Here is a 19,538-nt window from a genome sequence, read left to right on the forward strand (position 1 = left end):
TTTCGCCAAGGGACAGGTTGACCTAATCACTCAGATTAGGCCCCAGCCATTTCTCGGCTTCTTCCAGTGTCCAGTTTTTCCGCTTGGCGTAATCTTCAACTTGGTCAGGTTGAATTTTAGCCACCGCAAAATATTTTGCCTCTGGGTGAGCGAAGTACCACCCCGATACAGACGCGCCAGGCCACATTGCATAACTTTCAGTAAGCGTCATGCCGGTGTGTTCTTTTGCAGATAACAAATCCCAAATAAGCTGCTTTTCGGTATGTTCTGGACACGCCGCATAACCTGGTGCAGGTCGAATACCTTGGTACTTCTCCCTAATGAGCTCTTCATTGCTTAAGGTTTCATTAGGCGCATAGGCCCAAAACTTCAAGCGCACTTGCTGATGAAGATATTCAGCGAAGGCTTCGGCTAAGCGATCGGCAACGGCTTTTACCATAATGCCATTGTAATCATCACCGGCCTTAATATATGTATCGGCAAGAGTGTCCTCACCTATGCCGCCAGTGACTGCAAACGCGCCGATGTAATCTTCAATTCCGCTTTGTTTTTCAGCCACAAAATCGGCAAGGCAATAGTTGGCAAATTTATCTTTTTGGGTTTGCTGACGCAGATGATGTGCAACTCCTTTTATCGAGGTGCGGCTCTCATCAGAATAAATTTCGATATCGTCGCCCACCCTATTTGCCGGAAACAACCCTATCACGCCTTTTGCTTGTAGTGAGCTATCGGCAATAATCTTATCTAACATAGCATTAGCATCGGCAAACAATGACGTTGCTTCTTCACCCACCACATCATCATTAAGAATTCGCGGATATTTTCCTGCTAATGACCACGTCAAAAAGAAAGGCGTCCAATCAATATAATCTCGTAATGTAGCCAAGTCTGCCGTAATAGGCGTAACACCAAGCTGCGCTGGTTTAACAGGTGGCTCAGCAAAGTTGACTTTGCAGCCATTAGCTCGCGCAGCCTCAAGTGTAACAGGCTTACTGCGGGGCTTTTTACGAGCATGCTGCTCTCTCACCGTATCGTATTCTTTCGCTAATTCTTTTACGTATATATCCCGCGAACCTTTGTTCAGCAATTTTTGGCACACGCCTACTGCACGACTCGCATTAGGTACATAGGCCACAGCTGAATGATAGTTTTGCTCTATTTTAACGGCAGTATGGGCTTTCGACGTTGTTGCACCACCAATAAGCAGTGGCATATCAAAACCTTGGCGCTCCATCTCTTTAGCCACGTACACCATTTCATCTAGCGACGGCGTAATGAGACCCGAAAGGCCAATCATGTCCACATTTTCTTCTTTTGCTTTTTGAAGAATATTTGCCGCGGGCACCATGACACCCATATCAATAACTTCAAAGTTATTACACTGCAAAACAACGCCAACAATGTTTTTGCCGATATCGTGAACATCACCTTTTACGGTGGCCAGTAATATTTTACCGTTACTTTTATTATCGTCAGACTTCTCAGCTTCAATGTACGGCTGTAGATGAGCCACTGCTTTTTTCATTACTCGGGCAGATTTAACCACCTGGGGTAAAAACATCTTACCCTCGCCGAATAAATCCCCGACGACATTCATCCCATCCATCAGTGGGCCTTCAATAACGTGTAGCGGGCGTTCAGCTTCTAAACGCGCTTCTTCGGTATCATCAATAATGTAATCGGTAATCCCTTTTATCAAAGCATGCTCTAAGCGTTTACTAACGTTTTGTTCTCGCCAGCTAAGATCTTCTTTTGCTGCAGCCTTTCCATCACCTTGAAATTGTGGCGCAATATCGAGTAATCGCTCGGTGCCATCGCTGCGCCTGTTTAAAATGACGTCTTCTACCGCTTCGCGAAGTGCCTTTGGAATTTCATCGTACACCTCAAGCTGACCGGCATTAACGATGGCCATGTCCATTCCCGCCCGAATAGCGTGGAAAAGGAAAACCGAATGCATAGCTTCGCGAACAGGGTTATTGCCACGAAACGAAAATGAAATATTCGAAAGACCACCCGAGATATGTGCATAAGGGCATGTTTTGCGGATAACTCGTGTTGCCTCGATAAAATCTACAGCGTAATTGTCGTGCTCTTCGATACCGGTTGCTACAGCAAAGATGTTTGGGTCAAAAATAATATCTTCGGGTGGGAAACCCACTTGTTCAGTGAGTACTTTGTAGCTTCGCTGACAGATTTCAACTTTGCGCTGTTGCGTGTCGGCTTGGCCTTTTTCATCAAACGCCATAACAACTGTAGCGGCGCCATAACGTTTAATTTTTTTCGCTTGAGCAATAAAGAGCGCTTCGCCCTCTTTAAGACTTATGGAGTTAACAATGGCTTTTCCCTGTACGCATTTAAGCCCAGCCTCAATGACGTCCCATTTCGAGGAGTCAATCATAATAGGCACTCGGCTAATGTCGGGCTCTGACGCAATAAGGTTTAAAAACGTCACCATCGCCTGCTCGGAATCAAGCATCGCCTCATCCATGTTGATGTCGATGATTTGAGCACCGTTTTCAACTTGCTGACGAGCAACGTCGAGTGCCGCTTCGTAATCACCTTCCAAAATGAGTCGTTTGAAACGTGCTGATCCAGTTACGTTGGTTCGTTCACCAATATTAATAAATGTAGAAAAATCTGCGCTCACATTGCCCTCCTAGTGTACAAAAGGCTCTAGGCCTGACAGACGCATTTTAGGTTCAAATGCTGGAACTTGGCGAGGCTTAATGCCCACAACGGCATTGGCTATATCACTTATGTGCTCAGGCGTACTTCCACAGCAGCCCCCCACAATATTGACTAAACCAGATTCCGCCCACTCTTTGATATGTTCGGCCATTTCAGGACCCTCCATGTCGTATTCACCAAACTCATTGGGCAGCCCAGCATTGGGGTGTGCTGAAATTAAACACTCTGAAATAGTGGCAACTTCATCAACATACTGACGCAAAAGATCAGGGCCTAATGCACAGTTCAGTCCGAAAGAAAACGGACTGATATGACGCATGGAGTAGTAAAACGCTTCGGCGGTTTGACCTGAAAGTGTGCGTCCCGATGCGTCGGTAATGGTACCCGACACCATGACTGGCAAAGTTTTACCTACTTTTTCAAAGGTTTGCTCAACAGCAAAGGCCGCCGCTTTGGCATTGAGCGTATCAAAGATGGTTTCAAGCATAATGAGGTCAGCACCACCTTCAATGAGTGCTTCGGTAGACTCGCTGTACGCTTTAACTAATTCGTCAAAGGTTATGTTTCGTTTGCCCGGGTCATTTACATCTGGGGATATTGATGCAGTGCGGTTGGTAGGCCCAAGTACGCCGGCAACGTAACGAGGCTTGTCCGGTGTTTTTAGACTGTATTGTTGCGCAGCTTTCTTAGCAAGCTTCGCGGCTGCCACGTTAATATCACGAGATATAGCCTCCATGTCGTAATCGGCCATGGCGATGGTGGTAGCATTAAACGTGTTCGTCTCAATAATATCAGCACCAGCGTTTAGATAATCGCAGTGAATCTGGTAGATGAGGTCGGGCTGAGTTAATACAAGAAGATCGTTGTTCCCTTGAACATCGCAATGCCAATCGGCAAATTGGTCGCCGCGATAGTCATCTTCTTCCAGTTTATGGCGTTGGATCATCGTGCCCATGGCGCCATCTAGAATTAAAATTCTTTCTTTTGCGGCACTGGCTAAACTAGCTCGTGCTTTCGAATCTAAATCGTTACTCACGCGTTACCTCTTTGGCTGTGGTTTTTCAGCTAACTGGCTCAAATCGTACGGCGTTGTTTGATAAACGTAATAGTTAAGCCAATTTGTAAACAATAGACTTCCATGGGAGCGCCATTGAACTAAAGGCGGTTTAGTTGGGTCATTGTCAGTGAAATAATTGTTCGGCACCGCTGGATGTTGACCAGCCTGCACGTCACGCAGATATTCATCTTTTAGCGTGTCTGGTTCGTACTCGGGGTGTCCGGTAACAAACACCATCCGTTTGTCTTCAGAAGCTACAATGTAAGCGCCCACTTCCTCTGACTCAGCCACTACATTAAGACCTTCAACACTATTATAAAGTGATGTGTCTATGTGACCGTAACGAGAGTGTGGTGCTGCAAAGGGAGAGTCAAATCCACGCAGTAATTCGTTGTTTGGATCGTTGACATTGTGCTGGTAAACGCCTGAAAACTTTTCGTTTCGAAGCTCCCGCGTCACGCCGTAGAAATGATACATTGCCGCGTGAGCAGCCCAGCATAAATAGAGGGTTGAGTTAACGTGGCGCTGGGCCCACTGTAAAATAGTTTTCATATTTTCCCAATACTTCACCTCTTCGTAATCGAGTAAAGCAAGGGGGGCACCCGTGACAATCAATCCGTCATACTTTTTACTCGCCACGCTGGAAAACTCGTGATAAAAGGCATCCATATGAGACTGTGGCGTATTTTTTGGTGCTTGGTTATCGATGCGAATAAAGTCCACATTGATTTGCAATGGCGTATTAGATAGCAACCTCAGCAACTGCACTTCTGTCTCTATCTTATTGGGCATCAAATTAAGAATACCCACTTCAAGAGGACGAATTTCCTGACTCGCCGCTCTATCCATATCCATAGTGAATATGTTTTCACCTAATAAGACATTCTGAGCAGGTAGTTGCACAGGGATACGGATTGGCATAAATAACTCCAGTCGAAAAATACGGTAACTGTATTGTGGCGAATACTGTGAATATGTCAACATCTTTACGTCTAGACGTCTAAACGAAATGTTGGGAGGAAAGTTGAGAGGAAAATTGGAAGGGAAGCGTATGAGCGCTAGGTAACAGTAAGCAAGAATAGAAAATATGTAAGCGACATTGCCGCGTCACGGACCTTCAACACAAACGACAAGAGTGACTAAAACTCATTTAGATAGCAGCAATAAAGATTAGCTGCCGGACTTGTGCACCATAACAAGCATCTCGGCTTCGGCACGGGGAATATCGCAGGTTTCAATGATCTCCTCAATCGTCGCGCCTTGTTTGACTAAATCAGCAGCCCGCTGATACAGCTTCAACGATGGATCTTGAAATTTGAGCTCTCGAAGTTGATTGTCCACGTCTTGCTGCTTTTCATCAATACGCTGTAAATGCTGACTAATCACAACGCTTCTAGTCTGAATTTCAGATTGCTGGTTGTTTGTATCATTAACCTGAACGGCCATACTCGACAGCTCCGTTGAGACCCTGACGGTAAGATTTTCTAACAATTCAGTTGTTTTGCGAAGTTTTGTATAAAGCACTATAACAGCGATAATGAGTAAAAGACTGATTACCGCGAGTATACATTCAATCAGTGACAGAGCAGCAAGCTGCAAGTCCATATGCGACACACCTAAATGAGACCGAGATACAAAGGGAAGCTGACGGCACTCGTGCCATCAACTCTACTTTCACTATAAAGTATTTACTAAAGCCTACTCACTAAATACTGCTTAGCTCGTCCCACTCTTCATCGCTTAGCAACTTGTTCAAATCCACTAAGATAAGAAGCTCGCCATCGCGATTACTGACGCCTTGGATAAACTTAGCACTTTCTTCAGTACCTACGTTTGGCGCACTGTCAATTTCAGACGACTTCAGATACACCACTTCGGCAACGCTATCGACGAGTATGCCAACGACCTGTTCATCAGACTCTATAATAACAATACGCGTATTGTCGGTTACTTCGGTAGGCGGTAAACCAAAGCGTGCTCGCGTATCGATAACCGTAACAACGTTACCACGTAGGTTTATTATTCCTAACACATAGTCAGGTGCACCGGGCACCGGCGCTATTTCGGTATAACGCAATACTTCTTGCACCTGCATTACATTAATACCGTATGTTTCATCACCTAGGCGATATGTTACCCACTGAAGGACTTCATCGTTGCTGTCAGTGCCGTTATTTTTCATTTTTTCGTCGCTCATGAACCTGGCTCCCGTACTATGGCGTCTGGTCGTTGCTGCCTAAGCCTTTGTTAAGCATAGATATTAATTCTTCAACGTCAATTAATGCACACATCTTTTCTTTAACCATCCCCGCTAACCAAGGACGTTTACCAGTGGATCCGCGCCATTTGACATCATCTTTTGTTAAATTAACGGTGTTAACTAGCTTATCGCTAGCCAATCCCCAATCGCTTTCTCCCAACATGATCATATATCGATAGTTAAGAGATTCAGCGAGTTCTTCGGTATATTTTTCTGGCATCACCCACTTTGCAGAATCTACTACACTGAGTTTAGACTCTCTGTGCAACATTACACCCATAAACCAGTCAGGTTTTCCAAAAAGTGGTGCAATTTTATCTATTTGGTGTATTCCACCAAGGGTGGTTAATGGAACGGCAAGGGTTAACCCGGCCACTTCAAAAAATAACGCCTGAAAACGAAAGTCTAAGCTATCTTGTAGTGCAACCTTCGTTTTTACAGCTATTGTTTCTTCTTCGTGCATTTTTTCAGTAGACGAAGAATCTCTAATTTCCAGTTCATCTGCGGTGATAACCCCAGGCGTTTTCACACTGGAGTCAGCAACGTTTTCATGCTCTGTTAATGAACGGCTATATTTCGCACTACTTAATTCACGTAAGCTGCTCTTTTCACGAGTGCCATGCTCAGAAACGTTTTTCTCAGCTTTCAATGTAACGGCATCAATCACGTCGTTATCTTGAGGCAGCGGTATCGAATCGTTAACTAACCGCTCCTCAGTAATATGATGAGAAGCTTGCTCAAGCAGCTTAGCTGCCCGTGCGGTTGCGTCGTCAGCCTCTATAGGCTCTTTAAGCAAACCATCTAAATACGCTTCCATCACGTCTTCACGTGCAAACGGAGACTGCTTACTCATCGCTCATTATTTCCCTAACACTTCAAGCAGTTTGCCGTAGGCCGCAACGCCTCGTGTTTTCGGATAGGCCGCTGAAATGGGCAATTGGACCAAGCTGGCATCTCTAAAATGCGTATCAACCGGGATAACGCCTTCCCAAACACGCTCACCATAATCGCTCATTAAGCGCTTACGCGATTCAAGCGCCGCGTTTGTTCGTTTATCAAACATGGTTGGAATAATGCAAGTGTCAAAACTTTTGCCCAATGAGCGCCCCATTATTTCCATTGTACGAATCATTCTATCTAAACCTTTTAACGCCAGGTATTCGGTTTGTGTCGGCACGATAACCTTGTCACACGCTGCCAGTGCATTCACCATCAACACACCTAACACAGGCGGGCAGTCGATAATGGCCACATCAAATTCGTTGTCGACTTTTGCTAGCGCTTTCTTAAGCACTAAGCCCATGCCCTGTTCACTCCCCATGGTTCTATCAAGGGTAGCAAGCGCCATTGTTGCCGGTAGCACATAGAGATTATCTATTTTGGTCGGGCACAGACAATCTAGAACGTTATCGGCCGTTAAACTGGCAGACTTAATAAAAATGTCGTAAACCGAATGACTTAGCGCTTCAGCATCGATACCAAAATAGTAACTTAACGATGAGTGAGGGTCGGTATCAATGAGTAACACGCGCTTACCTTGCTGCGCGAGCAAACCGCCTAAACTCACGGTGGTGGTAGTTTTACCTACCCCACCCTTTTGATTTGCTACTGTCCATACCTTCACGACATAAAGTCCACTACACGATTAATACACTAACGCATTTCAGAAAGAATGCAGTTGCTCATATCATCAACATTGATATTTTGCGTTGATATATTCGCCACGGCAACCGCTTGAGGCATGCCGTAAACCACACAGGAGTCTTGATCCTGGGCCCAAATTGTAGCGCCTTTCTCTTTTAACTTTCTACAGCCCTCGCGCCCGTCGGCTCCCATACCGGTAAGAATTATCCCCAATACGTCGCCTGAGAAAGCCCGCTCTAACGAACTAAAAGTGAGATCAACACTTGGCTTGTAGTTAACCTTATCAGCACTGCTAGCATCGACAATAGCAATCTTTTTTTGCCCGCCCACGGTTTCAATGAGCATTTGTCTACCGCCAGGGGCCAAGTAAGCCTGACCAGGCATTAAAATGTCTCCGTGTTCAGCTTCTTTCACGCCTATTTTACAGTTTGCATCTAACCGCTGCGCAAACGCCGTCGTAAAAGTGCCAGGCATGTGCTGAACTAAAATAATGGGGTACGGAAAGTCTGAGGGTAGAGGCATTAGCACTTTTTGCAGCGCTACCGGGCCCCCCGTTGAAGCGCCAATGGCAAGACACTTATATCGTTTACCCGTTGCTTTAACCGAAGAAACCGTAGGCTGCTTCGCCGCGTCTTTATGACCCGACAGCAAACCTGACGTTTTGAAAAAGGCCTGTTTCGGCGCATTAGGAGGTAATCTTCGGGTTTCCTCAGATCTAAACGTGGGGCGTTTCAGCCCTATACCCCTGCGCGCAATCAAACGAACTTTAGTACACAACAGTCGCGTCGCATCTTTTCTATCTTGCGCTATATCTTCAAATTTCTTCGGTAGAAAATCGAGTGCACCTGCTTCTAATGCATCTAACGTAGCTTGTGCCCCATGATGGGTTAACGAAGAAAACATTAAAATAGGGATGGGCTTATTTTCCATGATGGCTTTAACCGCCGAAATGCCGTCCATAACGGGCATTTCAACGTCCATCGTAATTACGTCGGGAGATAACTCTTTAATTTTATCAAGGGCATCTCTGCCGTTTCTAGCTTCACCTACAACCTCTAACTCTCTATCTTCGTCGAGTATTTCTCTTACTCGACGACGATAAAACGTTGAGTCGTCCACGACCAGGACTTTAAAGACCATGGATTACTTTTCCTATTGTTTGTAAACCAGCTTATTATGGCTTACGAGCATACCGCTTCAGAAGGCTTGGAATATCTAAGATCAACGCAATACCACCATCTGAGGTTATTGTTGCGCCTGCCATTCCTGGAGTACCTTGTAGCAGCGCATCCAATGGCTTGATTACCACTTCTTCTTGCCCTATTAATGCATCGACAACAAAACCAACTTGTCGGGTACCAACTTGCACCACGACAACATGCCCTTTCTCTCTCTCGATAGACTTAGGCCCTCTGATTAGCCAGTCGCCAAGGAAAAATAACGGAATGGCTTTAGAGCGAACTATCATTGTTAACTGTCCATCAACCGTATTGGTCTTTTTGATGTCCATGTTAATTATTTCACTGACAGAGCCTAGAGGTAATGCGAAGGTTTGCTTACCAATTATAATCATCAGTGTCGGCAAAATAGCTAAGGTAAGTGGGACTTTTATCTCTAACCGAGTGCCCTTACCAAGCTGAGAGTCGATATTTACCGTACCATTAAGCTGATTTATCTTAGTTTTCACCACGTCCATGCCAACGCCACGACCAGAAATATCGCTAATTTCCGTTTTCGTAGAGAAGCCCGGTGCAAAAATAAGATTAAAAGCTTCAACATCTGACATTCGCGCTGCAGCGTCAGCGTCTAGCACACCGCGACTGATAGCAATTTCTTTTAATTTTTCAGGGTCCATGCCCTTACCATCGTCTTCGATGGTAAGTAAAATGTGATCACCTTCCTGCGATGCAGATAGCTTAACCGTTCCCATTCTTGGTTTGCCAGAAGCTGCTCGGTCATCTGGCATTTCCACACCGTGGTCGACGGAGTTTCTCACCAAGTGAACCAGCGGATCAGCAAGTGCTTCCACCAAGTTTTTATCTAAATCTGTTTCTTCACCTTCAAGCTCAAGGGTGATCTCTTTTTTGAGGCTTCGCGCTAAATCACGAACAACCCGTGGGAAACGGCCAAAGACTTTCTTAATTGGCTGCATCCGAGTTTTCATTACCGCGCCCTGTAGGTCTCCAGTAACCACATCTAAATTAGCTATTGCCTTAGACATGCTCTCATCGTTGGTGTTTATACCGAGGCTTATCAATCTATTACGAACCAGTACCAGTTCGCCCACCATATTCATGACTTGATCTAAGCGTTTAGTATCAACACGAACAGTGGTTTCAGCAGGCGGCGAACTAGCCGCCGCTTTCTTCTCGTCTTTCTTGCCAGCATCTTTAGTTACAGGGGCAGCAGGTGCTGCTTTACTGGGCGCTGGAGCAGCAGGTGCCGCCTTAGCCACAGCGGGTGCAGATTGCTTTGCTTTTTGTATGGCATCAGTTGCCGCTTTGTCAACATTGGGCTCTGGTGCTTTGGTATCTGAGGCGCTTTGAACGGTTGGGCCTTGCCCTGAACCGTGTAGTTGATCTAGAAGCGCTTCAAATTCATCGTCAGTAATCTCTTCATCACCGGAGGCTGAAGCGGATTGTGGAGCTGGCTTGCTGGGCGCAACGCTTTCTTCTGCGGCGCTAAACTTGCCTTTGCCATGAAGGTCATCGAGAAGCGCTTCAAACTCATCGTCGGTAATATCATCGGCATTGCCCGAGGATACATCAGGGCTTGTTATATCAGGGCTTGGCGCAGCAGGTGCTTTCGCTTTGCTTTTGGTGTCTGTGGAAGATTTGCCTGGAGACGATTTGCCAGGGGCAGAGGAACCGTGAAGTTCATCAAGTAGAGCCTCGAATTCGTCTTCACTGATCTCATCAATATCCCCACCAGAGCTTGCTGGCGAAGGTGACTCATCTACAATATCTAATTCAGGTAGGGACTCAGGGCCAGATTCAGGCTGAGTGCTTGAAGCAGTTTCATCGGTGTCAAAAATATTTTCGTCCGGTGACTCTGGTTTGCTCAGCTTGTGAAGAGTATCTACAAGTTTGGCGTCAGCAGGCTCTAATGGCTCTTGAGATTTTACTCGCTCAAACATATCTACAACAACATCTGTGGCCTGCAGAATAATATCCATTAATTCCGGCGTCAGCGTACGCTGGCCATTTCTCATAACATCGAAGACGTTCTCGGCACCATGACAAATTTCAACTAACTCGGTGAGCGATAAAAATCCCGCTCCGCCTTTAACTGTATGATATCCGCGAAAAATTGCGTTCAGCAAATTCGCATCTTCAGGATTGTTCTCAAGATCAACGAGCTGTTCTTGTAATTGTTCAAGTATCTCTCCAGCTTCAACTAGAAAGTCCTGTAGTATTTCCTCGTCAACATCAAACGACATGCGCCCGCTCCCCTAAAAACCTAAGCTCGACAGAAGATCATCAACATCATCCTGGCCCGATACAACATCATCACGCGTTTCTGCATCGATAATCGGACCCTCTGCTTTCACACCTTCAGCCTTATCGGCCTCAGCGCTTAATGGTTTAGTTTGTTCTGAACTATCCCGCTCGCCAAACATGGTAAGCATGTTGACTAAGCTCTCTTCAACTTCTTTTACTAAGTCGATAACCCGGCGGATAACCTGACCTGTAAGGTCTTGATAACCCTGCGCCATTAATACTTCAGTTAGCAATTGTGTAAGTTTAGCCGACTGCGAAGCACCATCTTCTAACAATTCATCTAAGTCTTTACATAAAACCTTGAAATCGCCCACCTCAATCTGGCGAGTCATGAGCTTTTTCCACTCAGGCATCACGCTGTCAATGCGAGAAGCTAGCAGTTCAGCAATAGGCATACTCGCCTCTACCGCATCCATGGTAGTGTTGGCAGCTTTCTCGGTTTCTTCGATAACATAAGTTAGGCGAGATTGCGCATCGGGAATATCGTCTGTCGCTAAATTCTTTATGCGATCGTCTATTTGAAAATTGTTGAGCGCGTCATGAAGTTGGCGCGTTAGCTTTCCTACTTCAGCGAAAAGCTCTACATTCTCTTTCATTGACGCCGCTTCAAACAGCGCATTGGCCGACGCATTATCACCAGCCTCAAGATAAACAACGAGTTGCTTAGCTTCTTCTAATGAAAGTGGAACGTTTGTATTCGTTGTCATCCAGTAAACCTCGTTTCTCTGGTGAGCGTCTGGATCAACCTAAACGTTCGAATATTTTATCTAGCTTTTCTTTCAATGTAGCTGCAGTAAACGGCTTAACTACATAGCCATTTACGCCTGCTTGCGCAGCGGCAACAATTTGTTCTTTCTTCGCTTCAGCGGTTACCATTAGTACCGGCAAATGCTTCAGCTTGTCATCAGCGCGAATTGCTCTAAGCAAATCAATACCCTGCATGCCTGGCATGTTCCAGTCGGTTACAACAAAATCGAAATCACCTTGCTGTAGCATAGGTAACGCCGTATTTCCGTCGTCCGCTTCCTGGATGTTTGCGAAACCCAAATCTTTTAATAGGTTTTTAATGATACGTCTCATGGTTGAAAAATCATCGACCACGAGAATCTTCATGCTCTTATCCAAAATAGCCTCCAGTGAGGGGTTAATTGTTGTAATTTCTATTCTTCGTCAGCTCGCCACGACTTCATTCGAGATTTGAGTTTTAACATGGCCTGACTGTGAATTTGACTCACTCTCGATTCACTTACATCAAGAACCTCACCGATTTCTCTTAAGTTCAGTTCTTCATCATAGTATAAAGAAAGCACTATCGCTTCTCGCTCCGGTAACGTGGTGATTGCTTGCGCAAGTGCCTTTTGAAACGCCCCTTGCATAAGGTCTTCTAGCGGTGCATCACTACCTCTGCTTTGCTCGGTAGTAATCACATCCTCCGACACACCTAAATCTTCAATCCCAACTAATTTACCTGCGTTTACCTCGTTGAGCATTTGATGATAGTCCTGCAAGCTTACGTTTAGCTTAGCAGCAATATCAATATCTCTTGCATCTCTCCCTGTTTCGCCCTCTACACGAGAGATGGCGTCTGTAATGGCACGTCCATTTCTATGCACCGAACGCGGTGTCCAATCACCTTTGCGAATTTCGTCTAACATAGCACCGCGAATGCGAATACCCGCGAAGGTTTCAAAACTTGCGCCTTTAGAACCGTCAAAGTTTCGAGCAGCCTCTAGCAAACCAATCATGCCAGATTGAATAAGGTCATCAACGAGAACACTGGCAGGGAGTCGCGCAATCAAATGATGTGCTATGCGCTTCACAAGAGGCGCATGTCGCTCTACCAACTGCGACTTATCAGTTTGTTGTTGATAAGCTGCCGCCTTACTATTCAACGCTGATTCCCTACTGCTTTTTCTGCAATTAATTGCTCAATGAAAAATTCTAAGTGGCCACCTGGCTGAGCAGGTATTGGCCATGATGCCGCTCTATTTGCTAGCTGGCTTATCGCGACAGCAGCAGGTGAGCCTGGATAGGCATCGACTATAGCAGTTTGTTTTCTAACTGCACGGCGAATATTTTCATCAAACGGTATTGTTGCGACTAATTCTAGCGCAACATCTAAGAAGCGCCCTGTTACTTTACTCAGTTTACTAAATAATTCTTGCCCTTCGCGCACGTCCCTCACCATGTTCGCTACCACTTTAAAGCGAAACACACCATGCTCGCGATTAAGAAGTTTTATAAGCGCGTAGGCATCGGTGAGTGAAGTGGGTTCGTCGCACACAACAACCATGATGTCTTGAGAGGCTTTTGCAAAGCTGAGCACCATGTCGGAAATGCCCGCGGCAGTATCGACGAGCAACACATCAATAGGCGTGCGAAGTTCACTAAACGCACGTATCAGCCCCGCATGCTGCGTTGTTGATAGCTCTGCCATCGACTGAGTTCCCGATGTCGCTGGCGCAATTTTGATACCGTGAGGGCCAGTAACCAGTACATCGTCTAGCGTGCACTCGCCGGACAAAACATGAGATAAGTTCTTTTCGACGCGAAGGCCTAACATGACATCTACGTTTGCCAACCCTAGGTCGGCATCAAGAACCATCACACGTTTACCTTGCTTAGCCATAGCAATTGCTGTGTTAAGCGTAATATTTGTTTTACCTACGCCACCTTTGCCTCCGGTGACGGCGATAACTTTGATTAACCGTGATTGCTTCATTTTTCTTAAGCTACTCGCTTGGTCGTCAATCATACTACTTATGCTGTTTTAATATCGTTGTTATTACTAGTATGATCCAAACCATATTTTTTATAAAGCTTTGCAGCAGCGGAAACTAAAGATTTCGCTTCTGCAATCTTAATGTCTTCAGGTACTTTCTGACCGTCGGTGACATAGCTAACCGGTAACTGATACTCGACTGCCGCACTGAGTACCTCTCCTAAAGAATAGCACTCATCTAACTTTGTGAAAATACAACCACTTAGTTCGATGTCGTCATAAGCCTTAATAATACGCTGTAATGCAGGGTATTGTGTATTTGCCTGCGCGACTAAATATTTTTTCACTACGGGCATCTGACCGTTGTCAAAATGCTTTATTTGCTTAATTAACCGACTATCTCGTTGGCTGAATCCAGCCGTATCAATCAATACTAGTCGTTTATGACGAAGTTGGAACAGTAAATCTGAAAGTTCTTCACTTGATTGCGCTTTTCTCACCGTACAGCCAATGATTTTACCATAGGTTGCAAGTTGCTCGTACGCCGCAATACGATAAGTATCAATAGTGATCATTGCCACTGAATCTGCGCCATACTTTTGTGCATAGCGAGCGGCTAATTTCGCCACTGTGGTTGTTTTACCCGTACCCGTTGGTCCAACTAGTGCAACAGCACCCTGTGCGGTAAGTATATCGTTACCTGTTACATTTAATCGATTAGCCAATAGGTTAAGAAGATAAACCCAAGCATCTCTTTCGTTATAGTGTGAAGGCGTGTAACTGATAAGTTGCTTAGATAATGCTTTGCTAAGCCCCATATCGGTTAAGCGTGCTATCAAATACTGATGAACGGGTTTTTGACGAGTCTGCTTTGCCTCCATTAAGTCAGCCACTTGGTGCTGCAGTACCCCTCGTAATGATGCCAGCTCTTCTTTTATCTGCGCTAGCTCATCAGTGGGCGCCGCTGGCGCTTCTTTAATGCTTGACGCTTGATGAGAAGGAAATGCTTCGCTTTGTCTTTGATACTCACTGGGGCCAGTCTGTCTGTCAACAGGTTGCTGTTCTTCAACCTCGTCGATGAATGCGTCGGAGAAATTAAGGTGGGATGCGATATCATTGGCATGCTGTGCATTTACAGACGTCGGTTGCATGACATCTGCTGAAGCACCCTGTCCCGCGCCATGTTGTTTTTCAAGCAGCGCCTTTAGGCTGTCTGGACCATCATCCCCAATGATCTCGCTAAGACTCGGTGTAGCACTTTGCTTAGGAAACGTTTGTGAAGAAGGAGCACCGGAAGGTTTGCTAATATTTAGCTTAGCATCTGGCTCTTTGTCATAAGCTGCAACAAGTTCGATGCCATCAGCCACTTTGCGATTTGACATGATAACCGCATCGCTACCTAACTCAGCCTTTACTTGGCTTAACGCCTCGCGCATATCTTTGCCAAAATATCGTCTTATTTTCATTGCAACCTCTCCACTCACCCAGCGTCAGATTATTGACCGACCGAACTGACTATTTTTATTTGCTTGTCATCGGGCACTTCTTGGTAAGAAAGCACATGCAACCCAACAACAGAATACTTAAGGAAGCGCGATAACACCGGTCTTAGCATTCCTGAAGTAAGAAGCACTGCGGGCTCTCCTTCAAGTTCTTGCTGCTGACTGGCTTGTTGCAGTGATTTTTGCAACTTATCTGCCAAGCCTGGCTCAATACCAGCGCCATCCTCGCCACCTGCTTGAAGTGACTGGTGCAACATCTGTTCCAACTCTGGCGCCAAGGTTATGACAGGTATCTCTTTTGAACCTTGGGTTATTTCTTGAACTATTAGGCGCTTAAGGGCAATTCGCACCGCCGATACCAACACATCTGGGTCTTGGCTGCGGGTTCCATACTCACTCAACGTTTGAACAATAGTTCGCATGTCACGAATTGGCACACCTTCAAACAGCAGCGTTTGCAGTATTTTAACTACCGTACTAAGAGGGAGTATGTCAGGCACTAATCCCTCTACGAGTTTAGGGTGCTGCTTCGCTAGCATATCGAGAAGCTGCTGCGCCTCTTCGTGGCCTAAAAGCTGATAGGCATTATTCGTCAGCAGCTGACTTAGGTGGGTCGCCACTACCGTTGCAGCATCGACTACGGTGTAACCAAGTGTCTGTGCGTGCTCTCGCTTGTTCGGTTTAATCCATACCGCATCAAGACCGAAGGCAGGGTCTTTTGTTGCCCTTCCCTCTAACTTGCCAAACACTTGCCCTGGATTGATTGCTAACTCTTCATCGTGGCTTATCACTGAATCGCCAATGGTAACGCCAAGCATCGCGATGGTGTACGTATTGGGCTCTAAGTCGAGGTTATCTCGAATATGAACAGGGGGAATGAGAAAACCCAATTCTTGAGACAGTTTTTTACGTACCCCTTTAATACGGGTTAATAGCTCGCCCCCTTGGGACTTATCAACTAATGGTATTAAACGGTAACCCACTTCAAGACCGATTGTGTCTACCTGCTGTACATCGTCCCACCCAAGCTCTTTCACCTCTGGCGTGACTGACTCGTCTCGTGACAGCGTGTCTGGCACTTGTGGCTCAGCTGCTTTTTTCTTCGCGTTGTGAGTTTGAAAATAAGCAACACCAGCAATAAGAAAAGAGAAACCAAGAAACGCAATATGGGGCATTCCCGGTATAATTCCCATGACGAACAACACGCCTGAGGCTATATACAGCGCTTGGTTATTGCCAAGCTGCCCGCGAATTTCTTTACCCATTTCTTGAGACTCATTCTCACGAGTCACAATAATCGCGGTAGCAACCGACAACAGCAGTGAAGGTATTTGAGCGACTAAGCCGTCACCAATAGTCAGTAGCGTATAAATTTCAATCGCATCGCCAAATGACAGACTATATTGAATTATTCCGATAAACAGACCGCCAACGATGTTGATAAGCATAATAAACAGGCCAGCAACAGCATCGCCTTTAACAAATTTTGACGCACCGTCCATAGAACCGTAAAAATCTGCTTCTGCGGTTATTTCTTCACGGCGCTCCCGAGCTTGGTCTTGGTCGATATATCCGGCGTTTAAATCGGCGTCTATGGCCATTTGTTTTCCGGGCATTGCATCGAGGGTAAAACGAGCGTTCACCTCAGAAATCCGCCCCGCACCAGCGGTAACTACTTTAAAATTGATAATCAGTAAGATAGCAAATACCACGATACCTACTGCGTAGTTACCACCGATAACCACGGCACCAAAGGCTTCAATAACCTTACCCGCAGCGTCGCCGCCTTCATGGCCATACAACAACACAACCCGCGTGGAAGCCACGTTCAAAGCAAGCCGCAATACCGTGGCAATAAGCAATACAAGTGGGAAAATACCGAAATCGACAGGCTTTTGGGTTAAAACCGCCACCAGAATAATGACCAAGGACAATGCAATATTGAAGCTGAACAGCACATCTAGAAGAAAGGGGGGCATGGGTAGAATGACCATACCCATAATGGCAAGCAAAACTATGGGGGCACCTAAGCCACTGGTGAAGTTTTGCAACTGATTCTTATCGAACCGCTGAAGATAGCCGGATAACTGCATCGTTGGATGTCTCTCTATCAGAAAATTGACGCTTAACGTTAATCTGATAGAGATATAACAACTAACGTGCCAGCTTTAGGTTTTTTATAAAATAAAAGATGCTCTAGCGACGATATTCTGGAGGTATGGGTAAGTCGCGTTTTAAAGGCTTAGGACGCTTGCCCTTTCCTGCTCTATGCGCTTTTAGTTGGTAGACGTGGGCCAGTACCTGAGCCACGGCCATAAACAAGGCGTTGGGTACTTCATCGTCAACTTCTGTTGAGTAAAAAATAGCGCGGGCTAACATAGGCGATGGTATAAGCGGCACATCATTGGCCGTGGCGATTTTTCGTATGTGCATGGCAAGCTCATCAGCCCCTTTAGCAATAACAACGGGAGCACGGTTACCATTATCGTCATACTTTATCGCCACAGAAAAATGGGTGGGGTTAGTGACGACCACGTCAGCATTGGGCACTTCTTGCATCATTCGTTTGGAGGCTGCCTGATATTGTAAACGGCGTATGCGTCCTTTTACCATAGGGTCGCCTTCTGCGTTTTTGCGCTCGTCTTTGACCTCTTGCTTGGTCATTTTCATCTCTTCATTGTGCTTATACATTTGATAAGGCACATCAATAAGCGCAATAGGGATCATGCCGCACACAAGAAGTAAAAATGCCCATTTAAGCATATCAAGGGCGTGGAAAATGTTGCCAGGATAGAGTTCCATATCCAAATGCAGGGCTTCATCTTGAAACAAAAGCAGTGCGGCAATCGCCATGCCGATTATAGTGATAACCTTGGCGATTGATTTAAGTAACTCCACCAAGCCATTCGTGCCAAACATGCGCTTGAAGCCTTGAATTGGGCTAATTTTGGAGGCTTTTGGTTTGGCACCGCTCCATGTAAAGTTATAACCGCCTAAGGCAATTGAACCATAGATACCGGCAATCATGGCCACAACCATATACAAAAGTACGGGCGCACTGATAGTAGAAAATGCGTCTCCCCACGCAGCTAACATATGCGTGGTGTCGTAGGTTTCGTCACGAGACAAAATAAACATACGGCGAGTGAGTGTGAAAACCGATTCAGCAATCCAACTTCCCACAAATAAAAACATGACGGCACTGATAATAAGCACCAACGTGGTGGATAACTCACGGGATCGCGCAATCTGCCCTTTTTTTCGGGAATCCTCGAGTTTTTTCCCCGTGGGGTCTTCTGTTTTTTCTGCTGAATCTGACATCTATTCTCTCAAACCAACATAATTTCTTAAATCAACATAATTTCTGAAATCTAAGAACATATTCGCAACAGCTCACACATATATTGCTGAGCGCGCATCCACTGCGTTTCAAAGTGCGCCGTAAAGTTACCTAGGGTTATCCAGATGATAAGTAACCCCATCATCTGCGCTATAGAAAAACCAATACTGAAAATATTTAACTGGGGGGCCGCTTTCGTCATAACACCAAAGGCAAGGTTTACCACCAGCAATGAGACGATAGGTGCTAACGACAATGTAATGGCAGATACAAACATCCAACCGCCCCAATGAGCAATGCCTTTAAACTGCTCTCCCGTCCACCATGCCTCACCAATTGGAAAGGCCTCAAAGCTCATCACAATCATTTGAATCATGGACAAATGTCCATCGAGGGTCCAGAACAATAAGGTCGCTAAAATAAGATAAAACTGGCCAACCGCGGGTACATTAATTCCGTTCACAGGGTCTACGATAGACGCAAAACCTAAACCTGTCTGCATGGCAATTATCTGACCGGCTAAAACGAAGGTGTTTAACACCATCATTGAAATAAAACCAATGGCGATACCTATAAGCAGCTGCTGAATAACGATCAAAAAGGTACCAGCGCTCACCAAATTATCCACTGGAGAAGGAGGCACCATGGGCATGATAATCAACGCAAGCAAAATACCCAGTAGCGCCCTAACCTGTGGAGGAATAGATTTAGCGCTGAGGCCAATCATGGCGATAAACATTCCGCTTATTCGCATAAACGGCAACATTAAATCGGCCAAAAATTGGTTTATTGTCGCTAAATCAACTTCCACTAGAGACCCCAGCT

At 45.6% G+C, this 19,538-nt stretch carries 17 protein-coding genes; all 17 read right to left on the minus strand.

Annotated elements, in window-relative coordinates; genetic code table 11:
• Positions 1-22: 22 nt before the first annotated feature.
• Positions 23-2,647 carry a methionine synthase gene (gene metH / locus V7R39_RS00995; RefSeq protein WP_334027294.1) on the minus strand — a complete coding sequence of 875 codons (2,625 nt, stop codon included), beginning with the start codon at positions 2,645-2,647 and terminating at the stop codon, positions 23-25.
• Between the two features lie 9 nt (positions 2,648-2,656).
• Positions 2,657-3,724 (minus strand): homocysteine S-methyltransferase family protein, encoded by a 1,068-nt coding sequence (locus V7R39_RS01000; RefSeq protein WP_334027296.1) that lies wholly within the window; start codon positions 3,722-3,724, stop codon positions 2,657-2,659.
• Positions 3,725-3,727: 3 nt separating this feature from the next.
• Entirely contained in the window at positions 3,728-4,666 is a 939-nt protein-coding gene (metA, locus tag V7R39_RS01005; RefSeq protein WP_334027298.1) for a homoserine O-acetyltransferase MetA, read from the minus strand.
• Between the two features lie 249 nt (positions 4,667-4,915).
• Entirely contained in the window at positions 4,916-5,350 is a 435-nt protein-coding gene (locus V7R39_RS01010) for a DUF2802 domain-containing protein (RefSeq protein ID WP_334027300.1), read from the minus strand.
• A gap of 100 nt (positions 5,351-5,450) precedes the next feature.
• On the minus strand, positions 5,451-5,942 hold the full coding sequence (locus V7R39_RS01015; RefSeq protein WP_032094424.1) for a chemotaxis protein CheW: 492 nt from the start codon (positions 5,940-5,942) through the stop codon (positions 5,451-5,453).
• Between the two features lie 16 nt (positions 5,943-5,958).
• Positions 5,959-6,858, minus strand: a complete 900-nt coding sequence (locus V7R39_RS01020; protein ID WP_334027302.1) for a chemotaxis protein CheW — start codon at positions 6,856-6,858, stop codon at positions 5,959-5,961.
• A 6-nt stretch (positions 6,859-6,864) separates the two neighbouring features.
• Positions 6,865-7,629: a ParA family protein gene (locus tag V7R39_RS01025; RefSeq protein ID WP_032094422.1), complete on the minus strand. Its 765-nt coding sequence runs from the start codon at positions 7,627-7,629 to the stop codon at positions 6,865-6,867.
• Between the two features lie 29 nt (positions 7,630-7,658).
• Positions 7,659-8,789, minus strand: a complete 1,131-nt coding sequence (locus V7R39_RS01030; RefSeq protein ID WP_334027305.1) for a protein-glutamate methylesterase/protein-glutamine glutaminase — start codon at positions 8,787-8,789, stop codon at positions 7,659-7,661.
• Positions 8,790-8,823: 34 nt separating this feature from the next.
• Positions 8,824-11,088, minus strand: a complete 2,265-nt coding sequence (locus tag V7R39_RS01035; protein WP_334027307.1) for a chemotaxis protein CheA — start codon at positions 11,086-11,088, stop codon at positions 8,824-8,826.
• A 12-nt stretch (positions 11,089-11,100) separates the two neighbouring features.
• The gene (locus tag V7R39_RS01040; protein WP_334027309.1) at positions 11,101-11,856 is read right to left on the minus strand and encodes a protein phosphatase CheZ; all 756 of its coding nucleotides are present in this window, start codon (positions 11,854-11,856) and stop codon (positions 11,101-11,103) included.
• A gap of 34 nt (positions 11,857-11,890) precedes the next feature.
• The gene (cheY, locus tag V7R39_RS01045; protein ID WP_013785088.1) at positions 11,891-12,274 is read right to left on the minus strand and encodes a chemotaxis response regulator CheY; all 384 of its coding nucleotides are present in this window, start codon (positions 12,272-12,274) and stop codon (positions 11,891-11,893) included.
• 35 nt (positions 12,275-12,309) lie between these two features.
• Positions 12,310-13,041 carry an RNA polymerase sigma factor FliA gene (locus V7R39_RS01050; RefSeq protein WP_334027318.1) on the minus strand — a complete coding sequence of 244 codons (732 nt, stop codon included), beginning with the start codon at positions 13,039-13,041 and terminating at the stop codon, positions 12,310-12,312.
• Entirely contained in the window at positions 13,038-13,904 is an 867-nt protein-coding gene (locus tag V7R39_RS01055; protein WP_163105290.1) for a MinD/ParA family protein, read from the minus strand. Before V7R39_RS01055 ends, V7R39_RS01050 begins: the two co-directional genes overlap by 4 nt.
• Before the next feature lie 5 nt (positions 13,905-13,909).
• The gene (flhF, locus tag V7R39_RS01060; protein WP_334027321.1) at positions 13,910-15,337 is read right to left on the minus strand and encodes a flagellar biosynthesis protein FlhF; all 1,428 of its coding nucleotides are present in this window, start codon (positions 15,335-15,337) and stop codon (positions 13,910-13,912) included.
• A gap of 29 nt (positions 15,338-15,366) precedes the next feature.
• Positions 15,367-17,466 (minus strand): flagellar biosynthesis protein FlhA, encoded by a 2,100-nt coding sequence (flhA, locus tag V7R39_RS01065; RefSeq protein WP_334027323.1) that lies wholly within the window; start codon positions 17,464-17,466, stop codon positions 15,367-15,369.
• 103 nt (positions 17,467-17,569) lie between these two features.
• On the minus strand, positions 17,570-18,694 hold the full coding sequence (gene flhB, locus V7R39_RS01070) for a flagellar biosynthesis protein FlhB (protein ID WP_334027325.1): 1,125 nt from the start codon (positions 18,692-18,694) through the stop codon (positions 17,570-17,572).
• A 50-nt stretch (positions 18,695-18,744) separates the two neighbouring features.
• Positions 18,745-19,524 (minus strand): flagellar biosynthetic protein FliR, encoded by a 780-nt coding sequence (gene fliR / locus V7R39_RS01075; protein WP_287010161.1) that lies wholly within the window; start codon positions 19,522-19,524, stop codon positions 18,745-18,747.
• Positions 19,525-19,538: the final 14 nt, after the last annotated feature.

It is taken from the genome of Alteromonas sp. P256, from assembly GCF_036864455.1.
Lineage (GTDB): Bacteria > Pseudomonadota > Gammaproteobacteria > Enterobacterales > Alteromonadaceae > Alteromonas.